Origin of the sequence: Streptomyces sannanensis (genome assembly GCF_039536205.1) — a bacterium.
Classification (GTDB): domain Bacteria; phylum Actinomycetota; class Actinomycetes; order Streptomycetales; family Streptomycetaceae; genus Streptomyces; species Streptomyces sannanensis.
This window is the reverse complement of the sequence record NZ_BAAAYL010000001.1, coordinates 287,570-302,500: the sequence shown is the minus strand read 5'-3', so window position 1 is coordinate 302,500 and position 14,931 is coordinate 287,570. Positions and strand designations below refer to the sequence as shown.

16 protein-coding genes are annotated in these 14,931 nt (G+C 68.5%); 8 read left to right on the top strand and 8 right to left on the bottom strand.

The genetic code is table 11. The features are described from left to right. On the top strand, nt 1-387 hold the full coding sequence (gene ctaF, locus ABD858_RS01415) for an aa3-type cytochrome oxidase subunit IV (protein WP_345033931.1): 387 nt from the start codon (nt 1-3) through the stop codon (nt 385-387). Between the two features lie 14 nt (nt 388-401). Here ctaF and qcrB read toward each other — a convergent pair whose 3' ends face one another. Continuing rightward, nucleotides 402-2,075: a cytochrome bc1 complex cytochrome b subunit gene (qcrB, locus tag ABD858_RS01410; RefSeq protein ID WP_345033929.1), complete on the bottom strand. Its 1,674-nt coding sequence runs from the start codon at nt 2,073-2,075 to the stop codon at nt 402-404. 393 nt (nt 2,076-2,468) lie between these two features. Between qcrB and ABD858_RS01405 the strand changes: the two genes are divergently transcribed. Further along, a complete protein-coding gene (locus ABD858_RS01405) occupies nt 2,469-3,683 on the top strand; it encodes an RNA-guided endonuclease InsQ/TnpB family protein (protein ID WP_345033928.1) in 1,215 nt (404 codons plus the stop codon). A 175-nt stretch (nt 3,684-3,858) separates the two neighbouring features. Here ABD858_RS01405 and ABD858_RS01400 read toward each other — a convergent pair whose 3' ends face one another. Both ABD858_RS01400 and ABD858_RS01395 read right to left on the bottom strand, forming a co-directional pair. Next, entirely contained in the window at nt 3,859-5,766 is a 1,908-nt protein-coding gene (locus ABD858_RS01400) for a LamG-like jellyroll fold domain-containing protein (RefSeq protein ID WP_345033927.1), read from the bottom strand. Nucleotides 5,767-5,856: 90 nt separating this feature from the next. After that, nucleotides 5,857-6,042: a hypothetical protein gene (locus ABD858_RS01395; RefSeq protein ID WP_345033925.1), complete on the bottom strand. Its 186-nt coding sequence runs from the start codon at nt 6,040-6,042 to the stop codon at nt 5,857-5,859. 110 nt (nt 6,043-6,152) lie between these two features. Here ABD858_RS01395 and ppk2 point away from each other — a divergent pair, with 110 nt between their 5' ends. Continuing rightward, complete coding sequence (gene ppk2 / locus ABD858_RS01390) at nt 6,153-6,971, top strand: polyphosphate kinase 2 (RefSeq protein ID WP_345044188.1); 819 nt, start codon at nt 6,153-6,155, stop codon at nt 6,969-6,971. A 9-nt stretch (nt 6,972-6,980) separates the two neighbouring features. Here the strand turns inward: ppk2 and ABD858_RS01385 are convergent, their stop codons facing one another. Next, nucleotides 6,981-8,003, bottom strand: coding sequence for an alcohol dehydrogenase (locus tag ABD858_RS01385; RefSeq protein ID WP_345033924.1), 1,023 nt, complete (start codon nt 8,001-8,003; stop codon nt 6,981-6,983). A 396-nt stretch (nt 8,004-8,399) separates the two neighbouring features. Here ABD858_RS01385 and ABD858_RS01380 point away from each other — a divergent pair, with 396 nt between their 5' ends. The 3 genes from ABD858_RS01380 (at nt 8,400) to ABD858_RS01370 (ending at nt 10,042) form a co-directional block, all read left to right on the top strand. Then, complete coding sequence (locus ABD858_RS01380; protein ID WP_345033922.1) at nt 8,400-9,059, top strand: NADPH-dependent FMN reductase; 660 nt, start codon at nt 8,400-8,402, stop codon at nt 9,057-9,059. A gap of 96 nt (nt 9,060-9,155) precedes the next feature. Further along, nucleotides 9,156-9,590 (top strand): MarR family winged helix-turn-helix transcriptional regulator, encoded by a 435-nt coding sequence (locus ABD858_RS01375; RefSeq protein WP_345033921.1) that lies wholly within the window; start codon nt 9,156-9,158, stop codon nt 9,588-9,590. Continuing rightward, the gene (locus tag ABD858_RS01370; RefSeq protein WP_345033920.1) at nt 9,587-10,042 is read left to right on the top strand and encodes a hypothetical protein; all 456 of its coding nucleotides are present in this window, start codon (nt 9,587-9,589) and stop codon (nt 10,040-10,042) included. The genes ABD858_RS01375 and ABD858_RS01370 overlap by 4 nt, the downstream gene beginning before the upstream one ends. Nucleotides 10,043-10,066: 24 nt before the next feature. Here ABD858_RS01370 and ABD858_RS01365 read toward each other — a convergent pair whose 3' ends face one another. The 3 genes from ABD858_RS01365 to ABD858_RS01355 all read right to left on the bottom strand — a co-directional run bounded on the left by ABD858_RS01365 (nt 10,067) and on the right by ABD858_RS01355 (nt 13,078). Then, nucleotides 10,067-11,383 (bottom strand): N,N-dimethylformamidase beta subunit family domain-containing protein, encoded by a 1,317-nt coding sequence (locus tag ABD858_RS01365; RefSeq protein WP_425586127.1) that lies wholly within the window; start codon nt 11,381-11,383, stop codon nt 10,067-10,069. A 569-nt stretch (nt 11,384-11,952) separates the two neighbouring features. Next, complete coding sequence (locus ABD858_RS01360) at nt 11,953-12,408, bottom strand: tellurite resistance TerB family protein (protein WP_345033919.1); 456 nt, start codon at nt 12,406-12,408, stop codon at nt 11,953-11,955. Between the two features lie 94 nt (nt 12,409-12,502). Beyond that, nucleotides 12,503-13,078 (bottom strand): TerD family protein, encoded by a 576-nt coding sequence (locus ABD858_RS01355; protein ID WP_345033918.1) that lies wholly within the window; start codon nt 13,076-13,078, stop codon nt 12,503-12,505. Nucleotides 13,079-13,234: 156 nt separating this feature from the next. Between ABD858_RS01355 and ABD858_RS01350 the strand changes: the two genes are divergently transcribed. Together ABD858_RS01350 and ABD858_RS01345 are read left to right on the top strand one after the other, a co-directional pair. After that, entirely contained in the window at nt 13,235-13,645 is a 411-nt protein-coding gene (locus ABD858_RS01350) for a BlaI/MecI/CopY family transcriptional regulator (protein WP_345033917.1), read from the top strand. Nucleotides 13,646-13,649: 4 nt separating this feature from the next. After that, nucleotides 13,650-14,576 (top strand): M56 family metallopeptidase, encoded by a 927-nt coding sequence (locus tag ABD858_RS01345; RefSeq protein ID WP_345033915.1) that lies wholly within the window; start codon nt 13,650-13,652, stop codon nt 14,574-14,576. Nucleotides 14,577-14,654: 78 nt separating this feature from the next. Here ABD858_RS01345 and ABD858_RS01340 read toward each other — a convergent pair whose 3' ends face one another. Further along, a complete protein-coding gene (locus tag ABD858_RS01340; RefSeq protein WP_345033913.1) occupies nt 14,655-14,918 on the bottom strand; it encodes a GlsB/YeaQ/YmgE family stress response membrane protein in 264 nt (87 codons plus the stop codon). Nucleotides 14,919-14,931 lie beyond the last annotated feature (13 nt).

Below are 14,931 nucleotides of genomic sequence, written 5' to 3'. Positions count from 1 at the left end.
GTGAGAACAGAAGCCTGGCTCTTTGCCGGAGTGGCATGGTTCTTTCTCGTGACAGACGTGCTGTACGCCGCGTGGTCCAGGGATCCGGCCGGTACGGCGGCACTGACCGTTGCCTTCCTCATGGCGACGCTGGTCTCGTACTTCTTCGCGGTGACCTATCGCAGACGGGGCCTGCGGCCCGAAGACCGCAAGAACGGGGAAGTACATGACCGGGCAGGGCCGGTGGACTTCTTCCCCCCGCACAGTGTCCTTCCTGTATGCACCGCCTTCGGCGCCGCCGTGCTCGCGCTGGGTGTCGTCTTCGGGCTGTGGCTCGCAGTGATCGGCGTCGGCATCGTTGCGGGGGGAGTGGCCGGAATGGCCTTCGAGTTCCTCGGTCACGACTGACCCCGGCCGAGGCGTCACTCCTGCCTGTCCCCGGTCGGCTCCGGCCCCGGCGCCGCCCTCGGCTCCGGCTCCGGTGGCGGCGCGATGCGGGCCTCGATCTCCGCCTGCTGCTCCTCGGTGACGGGCAGCTCCACGCGGTCGCTGTAGTACCAGCTGCTCAGGGCAGACCTCAGCCGCTGCCGACGGGTGACGGGACCTTCTGCGGGCAGCTCCAGGGGCTGGGGAAGTTCGCGCACGAGGGCGCGGTAGCGGTGCGGCGCGGGCAGCGGGCGGCGCCCCCCCGAGAGTCCGCCGAAAGGCGTCTGGATCACCAGGCCGCTCTCCTCTCCCTCGGTCAGGAGCCGGCGGTCGTGCGCCTGCAGGGCGAGGCAGAGCCGCTTGGTGACGGCGAAGGCCAGCACCGGGGCCACGATGAGCGCGATCCTCAGGATCCATGTCAGGGCACCGACCGAGACATGGAACGAGAACGCGGTGACGTCATTGCCGCCGGCGAGGAGGAGCACCGCGTAGAACACCACGGCGGCGACGCCCAGCCCCGTACGGGTCGGGCGATTGCGCGGCCGGTCGCACAGATGGTGTTCACGGCCGTCGCCCGTCACCCACTTCTCGACAAAGGGGTAGAGGAACAGCACCAGGAACACGATCGCCGGCAGGACGACGGCCGGGAGAAAGACGTTCCACATGATGGTGTGTCCGGCGACATCTGTCTCCCAGGGCGGCATGAGCCGCAGGGCGCCCTCGAGGAATCCGACGTACCAGTCCGGCTGCGCATCGGTGGAGACCTGGTCGGCTTGATAAGGGCCGTACTTCCATACGGGATTGATCTGTGCGACGGCGCCCAGAAAAGCCAGAACGCCGAACACCATGAGGAAGAAGCCGGTGGACTTCGCGGTGAACTGCGGGAACATCGGCTGGCCCACGACGTTGCGGTTCGTGCGGCCCTGCGCGGCCCATTGAGTGTGCTTGAGATAGACGACCAGGACGAGGTGTGCGGCGATCAGCGCGACAAGAATTCCGGGGACGAAGAGTACGTGAACGATAAACAGGCGGGGAATGATGGCATACCCCGGAAACTCTCCTCCGAAGGCGAACATCTCCAGCTCGGTACCCACGACCGGGATGGACCCGACAATGGTGGCTGCCGTCCGCAGGCCGGTTCCGGACAGGAGATCGTCGGGTAGGGAGTAGCCGGTGAATCCCTCCAGCAGGGCGAGCAGGAACAGTGTCACCCCGATGACCCAGTTCACCTCCCGCGGCTTGCGGAACGCGCCGGTGAAGAAGATCCGCAGCATATGGACGGCGATGGCGGAGATGAAGATCAGCGCGGCCCAGTGATGGATCTGGCGGATCAGCAGGCCGCCGCGCACCGCGAAGCTGATGTTGAGCGTGGATGTGTATGCCTGCGTCATGAGCGCGCCGTTCAGTGGGGTGTACGGGCCGTGGTAGACCGTTTCCACCATTCCGGGGTCGAAGAACAGCGTCAGGAACGTGCCTGTCAGTAGCAGCACTGCGAAGCTGTACAGCGCGATTTCGCCGAGCAGAAAGGACCAGTGATCCGGGAAGGCCTTGCGCAGCACCTGCCTGGCGAGTTCCGCGGCGGGCATTCGTCCGTCCAGCGCGCTGAAGCCGTCGACCGCCGCCTGCCCGGCCTGGGCCTTCAGTCGTTCCCGCCGCTTCCGAAAGAGCATGCGCCCGTTCTCCCGTCGACTCCCGTACCGCCGTCTGCGGGCGGCTCGATTCGCCGATATGGGTAACCAGCAGCTCGCGGAATCAATCAGTGCCGATATGGGCATGGTGCGTCGGCGTTGTTCGATTTCGTCGGCGGTGCGCTCGCCCCGGGCTCGGAGGCAGATCGGTCGGCGGCGCTCAGAACGCCGCCTGGAGGGCGGGCAGGAGTGTCTTTGCCGACCAGTCGAGAAAATCGTGCTGGGTATCGCCGCCGATCTGTACGAGCGCCACCAGGTTCTAGCGAGGGAGTACCAGGCTTCAGCCCGGTAGGGAATCGCTTCTCAATACTGCTCTGACCAGCAGGTTAGAGCGGACGTGCCGTGTTGTCAGACCCGCCGCATAGGGTGGTCGTCGTGCAGCTTCGTTACCAGTTCCGCGTCTACCCGACGCCCGGTCAGCGCATTCGCGCGGCCAGGGTGTTCGGGTGCAGGCGTGTGGTCTGGAACGACGCGTTGGCCCGGATCAAGCCGGTCAAGGCGTCGAACAAGCTGCTCGGGAATCCGAAGGACCGGCTCGCCCACGGCCCGTACCAGTTGGTGCCGAAGAGCCCGGACCTGGCCAAGACGCTGATCACCGAGGCGAAGAAGACCCCCGAGCGGGTGTTCCTCATCGATGCGCCGGTCGGCGTACTCCAGCAGACCCTCCGGGATCTGGACGCGGCGTGGAAGGCGCACGAGGACTCCAAGACCGGCAAGCGGAAGGGACCGAAGGTTGCCCCGCCGAGGTTCAAGTCCCGCAAGGACAACCGGCAGGCTGCCCGGTTCACCCGCTCCGACCGGTGGTCGATCACCGAGGACGGCAAGCTGAGGTTGCCGAAAATCGGCGGCCTCAAGGTGAAGTGGACCCGTGATCTGCCGTCCGAACCCAGCTCGGTGACGCTGGTCAAGGACCGTTCCGGCCGGTACTGGGCGAGCTTCGTCGTGGAGACCGACCCCGCCGCCGACATCCTCCCGCCCACCGACGGCGACCAGGGCATCGACCTGGGCCTGACCCGGTTTGCCGTGCTCGCGGACGGCTCGCACATCGCCTCGCCGAAGTACCTGCGCCGGGCGGAGAAGAAGCTGAAGAAGCGGCAGCGTGAGCTGTCGCGGAAGAAGAAGGGCAGCAGCAACCGGGACAAGGCCCGGATCAGGGTCGCCCGCGCACACGCCGCCGTGGCGGATGCGCGCCGCAACTTCCATCACCAGTGGTCTCACAAGCTGACGAGCGAGAACCAAGCCGTCTTCACCGAGACCCTGAACGTGTGTGGACTGGCGCGTACCCGACTGGCCAAGAGCGTGCACGACGCGGGCTGGGCACAGTTCGTGATGTTCTGCGAGTACAAGGCGATCCGGCGCGGACGCTCCTTCGCCAAAGTCGCCCGGGGCTTCCCCAGCTCTCAGATATGTTCCGCCTGCGGACACCGCGACGGACCCAAGCCGCTCGACGTCCGGCAGTGGACGTGCCCGAACTGCGGCACCCGGCACGACCGGGACTTCAACGCGGGCAAGAACGTCCGATACGAAGGCCGCCGCATCCTCGCGGCGGCAGCACCATCCACCCCAGGACCTGGGGCCCGACGCCGGTAACGGCGGCGGTAAACGCCTGCGGAGCGCACGTAAGACCAGGCAGCGCGTGATGCCGAGTTCTGGCCGCAGCATGTCGGCACGCTCAACGGTGTCACCGCCCTCGAGAGAGCCTGGCCGGGCGGGGCTGACGCGGTGTGCTCCCGGCGACCTCGCCGGGAGCACACGGACGATCCGATCAGGCCGTCATGAAGGCGCCGACGGGCAGGGCCCGGTCGACGATGCGGACGTCGCCGACGAAGGCGTGCAGGACCTGGTCGAGCTTGCCGCCGTACTCGTAGCCGCCGAGCAGCCAGGGCATGCCGAGAGTGGTGATGCCGTTCGCCACCGTGGAGGGGTTGCGTACCACCGGGCAGCCGTCGACGTACATAGTGGTGTGGCGGCCGTCGTTGACCACGGCCACGTGCCACCACCTGTCGAGCGGGAGTTCGTGGCCCCAGTTGGTGACCGAGTCGTCCCGGTTCAGCGGGTACATCGCCCACTGCAGCTCCCGGCCACCGGAGAGGCTGAGCGTGGCCACCGGCTCCTCGGGGTCGCCGCCGGTCTTCTTCGCCTCGCCGCTCATGCCCCACCGGCTGAGCAGGGCGGCCCAGGCGTTGTTGCGGCTGTTCCAGTCGGCGGGCAGCTTGAAGAACGCCTCGATGGTGTAGCCGGAGGCGAAGGTGGCCTGGTTCAGCGGAGCCTGCGGGACCGTCTGCAGGTAGGCGCCCTGCAGCGGGTTCTGGTGCCCGGTGAAGAAGATGCTGCCGTGCCCCGGCTGGTCGGGGTGGAACTCGGCGGACCAGGTGAGAGCGTCGGCAGGGCTCCCCGGGACCGTCGCCTTGACCAGGTCGTTTCCATGGCCGCTCAGATCGGTGACCCGCTCGGAGTCGGACAGCGGTGAGCCGTCCTGCTGGGCGCTGTCGAAGCGCCAGTACGCCACCGTGCCGGGGATCAGCATCCGACTCGCCGGGCGCGCCGCGCGCGCCGGCACGGGCGCGAAGCCGGAGAACCGCTGTTCGAAGTCGATCGGGACGGAGAAACGGTCCTGGTCGCCGGTGAGTTCGATCTCCTGGCGCTCCAGGGCGTTGAGCCGGCTACCGGCCTGACCCATGACCCACGGAGAGATGGTCTCGACATCGATGGTGTTCCGAGCCAGGTCGAACCGGTAGAGCCGGATCATGGCGGCGCCGCCGTAGTAGCGGTTCTGGTAGTTGGTGATGTGGAGGTGGACGTCGTTGCCGACGTCGTTCCGTCGGGTCGTCCGCCCTGCGGGCCAGTAGTGCCCGTTCAGGGTGAGGAAGATCTGATCGTTGCCCGCGATCAGTTTGTCCCACAGCTGTCGGCCGTAGCCGGAGAGCTGGGCCTCGTCACCGGGTTTGTTCGCGTAGACGAGTTCATGCGTCGTCAGGATGACCGGAGTCCCGGGATGCTGCGCGATCACGTTCTGCGCCCAGGCGAAGCCGGCCGCGGAGAGCCGCCAGTCCAGGGCGAGCACCAGCCACTCCCGGCCGGCGGCCCGGAACAGGTGGTAGGTGTTGTAGCCGTCGGGGCTGGCGCCGCCGAAGGTACGTGCCTTGCGGAAGCGCTGGGGGCCGAAGGCGTCCCGGTACGGAGTGTTGCCACGCTGGTCGTTGCCGCCCGAGCCGACGTCGTGGTTGCCCGCGAGCACGCTGTAGCCCACGTCACTGTGGTCCAGCAGCTCGAAGGCCTTGCTGATCGCGTCGAACTCGTTCTTCTGGCCGTTCTGGGTGAGGTCGCCGAGGTGCGACATGAAGACGATGTTCTCGTCCGCGGAGTTGTCGAGGATGTAGCGGAAGGACGCCTCGATCGGCTCGGGGTGGATGCTCTGACCGTCGAAGAGGTACTGGGTGTCGGGCATCACCACCAGCGTGAACCGGGGGCTGTCGGGATCGGGCCGTCCACGACCGGGCTCCGCGCTCCGGGCTTCGGCGCCGGGCGGCAGCAAGGGAGCCGCGGCGGCGGTCGGCGTCCCGATCACGCCGGCGGCCACGGCTCCGGCGCCCACCAGCCCTGCGTTGCGCAGAAGCGATCGGCGGCTGGTGCCCAGTTGTGGGCCGTCAGGCTTGTGGTGCGGGCTGCACATGTACGTCTCCGTATCTCCGGGATGAGCACGCACACCGTAGGTTTCGTGCACGGAGTAAACGGGAGTGGTTGCGTCGACGTCTGCGGAAGATCACATGAACAGCAGCGCGGGAAGCCGACGAATGGTGTGATTGGGCCGGTCGCGGTCGAGAGGTGCCTTGGGAATCCCGGTCGCGGCCTTTACGCCGAAGGGCTCGAGTACGGCTGCCGGAGGACTGGCTGCGACCAGCCGGTTCTTGGTGACCCGCAGGCAGCGCGCGGCGTCGCTTGTCGTCACCGCGGCTGCCACGCTGAACCCGTTGACGGTATGCGAGGGAGGCAATCGTGGTGCCTGGCAAGAATCGGACGAAAGGCGGCACGCCGAAGGCCGGGGACGGCCCCGGCCGCCTGTCCTCGGCTGCGTACGAGAAAGAGCTGTTGCGTCTCCAGATCGAGCTGGTCAAGCTCCAGGAGTGGGTACGGGCCACAGGCGAGCGGCTCGTGGTCCTCTTCGAGGGCCGCGACGCGGCCGGCAAGGGCGGCACGATCAAACGGGTCACCGAGCACCTCAACCCGCGCATCGCCCGCATCGTCGCCCTGCCGGTGCCGACCGAGCGCGAGCGCACCCAGTGGTACTTCCAGCGCTACGCCGAGCAGCTCCCGGCCGGGGGAGAGATCGTGCTGTTCGACCGCAGCTGGTACAACCGGGCCGGCGTCGAGCACGTCATGGGCTTCTGCACCCCGGATGAATACCGGCGCTTTCTTCATCAATGTCCCATCTTCGAGCGGATGCTCACCGAGGACGGGATCCTGCTGCGCAAGTACTGGTTCTCGGTGAGTGACGCCGAGCAGGAGCGCCGGTTCCGCAAGCGGCTCAGCGACCCGACACGGCGCTGGAAGCTCTCCGCGATGGACGTGGAGTCCTTCACCCGCTGGGAGGCGTACTCCCGGGCGAAGGACGAGATGTTCGTGCACACCGACATCACCGAGGCGCCCTGGTACGTCGTGGAGAGCGACGACAAGCGCGCAGCGCGCATCAACATGATCGCCCACCTGCTGTCGACCGTCCCGTACGGCCAGGTCGAGCCACCGCTGGTGCAGCTGCCGCCGCGGCCTTCGTCGACGGGATACCAGCGGCCCCCCAGGGACCTCCAGTCGTACGTGCCCGACTATGCGGCCACGCTGCTGGACCGGTCCCCGCCCGGTGCGGCACACCCTCAAGGGTGAGGGGAAATGTCAGCGGGTGGTGAGCACCATCCGGAAGCGGGCCGCGCCGGAGAGCATCCGCTGGTACGCCTCTGCGGCCTGGCCCAGCGGCACAGTCTCGGTCATCGGGCGGATCCCGTGGAGGGCGCTGAACGCCAAGGTGTCCTGGATGTCCTGCGCGGTGCCGGACGGGTGGCCGCGGATGATCTTACCGGCCATGAGGAGCTGGACCGGGCTGATTCCCAGTGGTTCGGTGTCCGCGCCGATGACCACCAGCTCGCCGCGGTGGGACAGCCCGTCCACGGTCGCCGTGATGGCATGGGAGTTGGCCGCGGTGGCCAGGACGACCCGTGCGCCGCCGAGGGACTGCAGCGCGTCTGCGACAGGGGTGGCGGTAGTGCTGTCGATGTAGTGGTGCGCGCCGAGTTGCTTGGCGAAGTCGGCTTTGTCGGCTCCGCGGGCGATGGCCACGGTTTCGAAGCCCATGGCGACCGCGTATCTCACCCCCAGGTGGCCCAGGCCACCGATGCCGAGGACGGCGACCAGGTCGCCCGGCTGCGCTGAGCTGCGCCGCAGTCCGTTGTACGTGGTCACGCCGGCGCAGGCGATGGGTGCCGCATCGGTCGGTGCCAGCGAGTCGGGAATCCGGGCCAGGGCGTCTGTCGGCACGACCACTGTCTCGGCGAAACCGCCGTCGTACGCCCATCCCGGAACCTTGAGGTTCGGGCACACGATGAAGTCGCCCTGTCTGCACGGCGTGCAGTGGTGGCAGCTTCCGCCGAACCAGCCGATCGCCACCCGGTCGCCCAACCGCCAGTCGCTGTGTGTCCCCTCGCCGAGTTCCTCGATGCGTCCGGCGATCTCATGCCCGGGTACCAGCGGAAACCGGACGCCCGGCAGCATGGCGTCCACGAACAGGGCGTCGCTGTGGCAGATTCCGCATGCGTCCACAGCGACCCGTACATGGCCGGGACCCGGCTGTGGTACCTCACGCTCGACGATCTCGAACGGCCCGCCTGTGGCGGCCACCTGCGCGACTCGATAGCTGCTCATCCAGATCTCTCCCGTGTGCCGGCCTCGGCCTGTCGACGACCAGCAGATCAGCTCCGGCCGGATCGCGCGCGCCGAAACGGGCTCGGGCCCCCGCAACGTGCACGAGCGCGGCCGCACGACCTGGGGTTGGCCTACGCTCGTCCCTGTGCGACCCACTGCGGCGGTTGTCACGCGCACTGGTAGTGAGCTTCTGCCATGCGCGCCGGACGTGTCCGGGAGATCCTGGCCGGGGAACAGGTGGGCCACACGGAGTCGGATCGGCATGGTCCACCGAGTGGGCCGGTATCACGTCGGCATGGTGGTCCTGGCTGCCCGAGCCGACGCATGGCGTCGCAGGACTGGTCCGCGCGGAGCCCCCGGCCGAGTACGGGTCCCGTATGACGAAAGGACGTACCCATGACCACGGACGCCCATCCCGGCCCGCTGCGCGTGCTCGTCTTCGGCGCCGCACTGCGGGCCGGATCGGCCAACGCCCGCCTCGCGTCCCTCGTGGTTCGGCTGATCTCCGACACCGGCGCCACCGTCGACCACGCTGCCATGCACGACTTCGACATGCCGTTGTACGACGGCGACGTGGAGGCCGCCACAGGACTGCCGAACGGCGCCCTCGCGCTGCGTGACCGGATCGAACAGTCCGATGCCTTCGTCATCTCGTCCCCCGAGTACAACGGCTCCGTGCCGGGCGTACTGAAGAACGCGATCGACTGGGTCTCACGTGTACGGCCGCAGCCGTTCAGGACCAAGCACGCGTTGCTTGTCTCCGCCTCGCCGTCCTTGATCGGTGGCAACCGAGGGCTGTGGGCGCTGAGAGTCCCCTTGGAACACCTCGGTACTCGCGTCTATCCGGACATGTTCAGCCTTGCCAATTGCTACCAGGCATTCGCGGAGGACGGAACGCTGATCGACCCGGGGTTGCGGCAACGCCTCACCGAAACCGTGACCGCGTTCCTCAGCCTCGTCGAAGCCGATGTGCGATACGTCTGTCTGGAGCGCCGGTGGTACGAATTCCTGGGAGACCGCACCGAGGCGCCCATCACCCAACGGGCCGAGGGGTGAGCCCGGCCGTGAGGCCCCCGGCGTCGCGGCCGGGGGCCGACCACGTATGAGAGCTCAGTTTGAACTCGGTACTCCGAAATCGTAATATCCGGAATCGTGAAGTCCGATTCCGTTCCCATGGTGCCCTCGGCCCTGCTTGCCCTGCAGCGTGCCACGCACACCACGCTGCACGTGCTTGCCGCCGAGCTCGTCGATCTGGACCTGACCGCCTCCGAGATCAACGCGCTGGCCAACCTCGCCGACGGCAACGGCCGCACGGTGTCCCAGCTGGGCGCCGCCGTCGGCGCGCGCCCCACCACGCTGACCAGCGTGCTCGACCGGCTGGAGCGTCGCGGCCACATCACCCGCGGCACCCGCGCCGGCGACCGCCGATCCGTGCTCGTCGAACTGACGCCCTCCGGACGGCTGACGGCCGCCACGATCAGGCAGACCCTCAGCGAGCTGGAGCAACGTGTCCTGGCCGGGGTGTCCCCCGAGGCGGTCGAGGGTTTCCGCACGGTCCTGGAAGCAATGACGAAGGTAAGCGCATGACCATCCACCACCCCAGTCCTCACTCCACCCATGACGCGTCCGGTGACGACCGGTCGCCCTTCGCCGCGCTGATGGCCCAGGTGATGGCCGACGCCGAACGGTTCGGCCACCGCCAGCACATCCACCTCACCTGGCTCGCGATCCGGCAGTACGGCACCACCGCGGCGATCGATCTGGTCAGCGACGGCATCCAGGCCACCGCCCGCCGCGCAGGAGTGCCACAGAAGTACAACGTCACTGTCAGCCGCGCCTGGGTCGAACTCGTGGGGCACCACGTCGCCGCATCCGACAGCGCCGACTTCGACGCCTTCGCCGACCAGCACCCGGACCTGCTCGACAAGCAGCTGCTGAGCCGGTTCTACCGCCCTGAGACGCTGTCCGGTGCGTCAGCCCGCGTCGGCTGGGTCGAACCCGACCTCGTCCCGTTCCCCTGGCAGTCCGTCAGCAGCTGACCGCCGTGCCCGATCGCGTCGGGCCTACAGCAGGGTCTGGTACACCTGCTGCACGTTGTTCCGGACGGGTGGGCGGTGCCGGGCCGCCGGCCCGACGGCGAAGGCTCTCAACAGGTTCTCCGTGGTACGGGTGACGAACGCGCCCGTACGGGCGTCCATCCCGTGGTTGCGTCCGTTGTCGTGGGTGCCCGCCATGAGGCCCTCCACCCAGCGCATTGTTCCGCTCGCGAAGACGCCCGCACCGCTGGGCACGGTGTAGTACGCCGAGTCGCTGTGACTCATGCGGCCGTTGCACACGACGGGGGAGTGCGCGACGATCTCGATGTCCTCGGGGCCGGGCATGCCCGGAAAAACCCGGTCGTACTCCACGCCCACCAGATGCTCGAACGTGTCGCCCGACCGGACGCCGGTTCTCTCGAACAGCCAGTGGTCGGGCGTGTGGACGACATACGGCGCGTCCACCGGATATCCCTCGTACAGCACCCCGGTGAGACCCGATTCGGGGTCGGGTGCGGGGGCCGCGCGGAAGTCGGTGGTGACCAGGGCCGGACGACGTGGGTAGTACGGGTCGGACGTGTAGGAGCTCTTATAGCAGACCACAGTGTGATCGGGGGAGTCGTGCCCCTGCTCCAGCCGGACTCGCCGGTAGCACGTATTGGCGCCCATGATGGCGAGATTGGTGCCGGCGTCCCGTGCCTTGGTGATGTGCTCCCGCTGTTGCGGGGTCCAGTACTCGTCGTGCCCCAGCACGACCACCGTCGTCGCGCCGCGCAGGACGCGGGGGTCGCGGTGGACGTCCATGCCGGTGGTGTAGGCGAGCGGGATACCGAGGCGCTCGGCCAGTGCCACCGCTGCCCGCTCGTAGACCATGAACTTCTCCGCGCCGTTGCGGTCGTAGGGCCTGTCGAAGCTGACCACGAGCGACCTCGAGCCGTATGTGCCGTCCGATCCCTCGTAGAGGTTGTAGCCGCCCCATCGGTTGTACGCCTGCCAGGTGGCGGGCGCGGACATCAGTACCGTGCGGCCGGCGCCGTGCGCTGAGCGGACGATCAACGGCACGTACCGCTGATGACCGCTCTCCGCGTCCAGGCGCAGCAGGTACGCGCCTTCCGGCCAGCCCTGCGTGCCGACGGTGAGAGTACGTTTCCAGTGGGCACGCACCGTACGCGTCGCCCCCTCCAGGCGGGGAGCGCCCTGGGCGCGTCCCGGCACCCGCTCGGAACGCCACACCAGCCGTGCCTGCACGCCGCCGTACCAGCCCATGCGGTAGGCGGAGACGCGGAAGCCGGGTGCGGTGGTCGACACGTGCAGCCCGAAGGACTCACCAGGCAGCACGCTCACCTGATCGGCGTACCCCGCGACGGCCTCTGGAGGCCCCTGCGAGCGAATCCGCCAGTCGTCGGCGCCCGGCAGTTCCGTTTCGTTCTCCGCCCGCCCTGTGCTCTCTGCGGGCCGAGGGCGCGCCGTGTGCTGCTCGCACGCGGTGGCTGCCGCGTTCGTGACACCTATTGCCGCGCACGCGCACAGAAAGCGCCTGCGGTTCCACTTCGCTCGGTTCTTGCCGTCCAAGCCGCCTCCCTGCGTCGGTGCGCACAGCACGCGTCATGTGGAGTACAGGGTCGACTCACCGTAACGGCCGCCTCGGCCGAACAGCCACCGGAATGCCCCCTGGCCCGGCCGAAGCGGTCGGGCCAGGGCAGCGTGGACCCCCTCCTCGCGCCCAGCGCTCCCGTGGACGGCTTTCCCGGCCCGGGGCGGTGTGCGGACCCTCGTCGTACAGTGCGCCCGACGTGACGACCGCGACCGTGGCCAGGGCCCACAACCAGTGTCGCGCGCGACGGGCGGCGGCGTCGGTTGTCGGGCCGCTGCGGGGAGCGTGCGATGAGGCCGGCACGCTCCCGCAGGCCCGGTTACAGGTCGAACTCGTGCGGCGGCAGGTCCAGGGTGTAGCAGGCTTCGCGGACGACGGCCTGTTCGGTCTTGTCGAAGTCGCCGTCTGCGCCGCCGATGACGATGCCGATCTGGATGACGGCGCGGGCCTCGGCCGGCTTCTTCTTGGCCTTGGCGATTTCCTGGAGGACGCTGACCTTGCCGAAGTCGAAGTCGGCGGTCAGCTTGTCGAGGTTGCTGTCGAAGCGGCGCTGGAGGTCTTCGGCGGGAAAGTTCTGCAGGACCTCGTTGGTGGCGATGAGCTGGGCGACACGGCGCCGCTCGGAGGGATCGACGGTGCCGTCGGCGGCGGCGACGAGGGCACACATGGCCATGCTCGCGTCGCGGAAGGCGCCGCTCTTGAGGTCGTTCTTCTTGGCCACGAGCTGTGTTTGCATCGTCGACGCGGATTCCTTGATGCGGTCCCACAGAGCCATGGTGCTTCTCCTCGGAGTGCGGTGGGTGGTAGTTGAAGTCGTCTGCCCGCAGGCCCGGGCCATGTGACGCCCCGGGCCGGCAGGCGGTTGTCCGTCAGACGTTGACGCCGAAGTCGGAGGCGATGCCGGCGAGTCCGGAGGCATAGCCTTGACCGACTGCTCGGAACTTCCAGTCGGCGCCGTTGCGGTAGAGCTCGCCGAAGACCATGGCGGTTTCGGTGGAGGCGTCCTCGGAGAGGTCGTAGCGGGCCAGTTCGGTGCCGCCGGTCTGGTTGACCACGCGGATGAAGGCGTTGCGGACCTGGCCGAAGCTCTGCCCGCGGGCATCGGCCTCGTGAATCGAGACGGGGAACACGATCCTGGTGACATCGGCCGGTACGGCGGCGAGGTTCACCTTGATGGACTCGTCGTCTCCCTCTCCCTCGCCGGTGAGGTTGTCGCCCGTGTGCTCGACCGAGCCGTCGGGGCTCGTGAGGTTGTTGTAGAAGACGAAGTGCCGGTCGGAGACGACCTTTCCGGAGTCGCCCAGGAGCAGCGCGCTGGCGTCGAGGTCGAAGTCCGCGCCGGAGGTGGTGCGCACGTCCCAGCCGAGCCCCACGAGCACGGCGCTCAGACCGGGGGCCTCCTTGCTCAGTGAAACATTGCCGCCCTTGGCGAGGCTCACACTCATGCTGTCTCCCTCTGTCGGAGGTCGCGGGCGCCTGCGCGCCAGTAACTCGATCATTACCAGAAAATCTACAGCACTGTAGAGAATGGCGGGGCGGGGCCCGACGACTCAGTACGATGGGGTCGCACAACGGGCGGGCGAACGTGAAGGGAAACGGAGTTGAGTAACCAGGAAACTGCCGGCTCGCTCCCTGGGGGCGGCATCCGTAGACGGGGACAGGGTGAACTCGAGGCGCAGGTGCTGTCCGTGCTGCGGGACGCGCCCGGCCCGGTGACCGCGGTTTGGGTGCAGGCGCAGCTGCCCGGCCACCTCGCGTACACCACCGTCATGACGATCCTTACCCGGTTGCGGGCCAAGAACGCCGTCACGCGGGAGCGGGAAGGCCGGTCCTTCGTCTGGCGGGCGACATCCGACCAGGCGGGCCTGGCCGCGCTGCGGATGCGACGGGTCCTGGACGGCGAGTGCGATCGGGAAGCGGTGCTGGCCAGTTTCGTCACATCGCTCTCCCCCGAGGACGAACGACTGCTGCGCGGTCTGCTCAGCCATACGAGCGACGATCCGGAGGAGTGACCGGGTGGGCGTCTTCGTCTTCCTGCCGCTGGTGCTGCCCTTGACGGCATGGCCGATCGCGCGCCTCGCCGAGCAGCACCTGCATCCGGTCACCGCGACCCGGCTCCTGGCAGGTGTGAGCGCGCTGATGGCCCTGTCCAGCACCGTGTGCCTGGCGTTGATCATGGTGGTCGGAACCGCCCAACTGCCGGGCAATCCGCTGCCGGACAGCTGGTCCGATCCGGAGGTGCGCAAAGCGGTCCCGTACGACGAGGTCGTCGGCATCATCGCGATTCCGGCTCTGGCCGTCGTGGCCGCTAGCTGCGTCTGGACTGTCTGGCGTCACCACCGGGTGCGGCGCAGCGCCGTACGGGCTCTGGCGGGGATTCGGCCGTCACCGGTCGCGGTGCTGCCCGACGAGTCGCCGTACGCGTATGCGCTGCCGGGCAGGCGGGGGCGGATCGTGGTGTCCACGGCGATGCTGGCCTGCCTCGATTCCGGGGAGCGCAGGGCGCTGTTCGCCCATGAACGTGTCCATCTGACGGCCTCCCATCACCGCTACCTCCTGGCCGCACAACTTGCCGCGCGGGCCAACCCGTTCCTGCGGCCCCTGTGTACCGCCGTCGCCTACGGGGCGGAGCGCTGGGCGGACGAGGAGGCGGCCCGGGTGATCGGGAACCGGCGGGTGATGGCGCGTGCGGTCGGCAAGGCCGCCCTGGTCTCACGGGGTACGCCTTCGCCGGCACTGGCCGGTTTTGCTGCCGGTCCCGTGCCCCGGCGCGTGGCCGCCCTGCTCGGTCCCATGCCCCCGGCCCGGTCGTGGCCGTCCGCCTTCACCGTGGCGGGCGTTGCCGTCTGGACGGCTGCGGCCGGTGCGACGGCGTCCGCTCTGTCGTCGGCGAACTCGGCTGTGGCGCTCTTCCTCGTCCTCAAGGCGGCGACACCGCTCTGAGCGGATCGAAGGACCTACGACCGGCAGGCGGGAGCGGCGAGTCCGCCGTGCCGGACGGTGGTGATCGGGCTGTGACGATCAGCGGCGTGCCCGGATACGTTCCAGGGCGGCCACACCCACGGCGGCGAGGGCGATCTGGATGCCCCACTCGACCCAGTCGATGCCCTTGGTGTCCGCGACGCCGAGGGCGGACGCGATGCCGCTGCCGATGAGGGCGGCGACGATGCCGACGGCGATCGTCCACAGGATGCCTATGCGCTGTCGGCCGGGGAGGGCGAGCCGTCCGAGCACGCCGATGACGGCGCCGATCACTATTGCGCTGAAGATGCCGGAGATTTCCATGACGCCCCTTCCG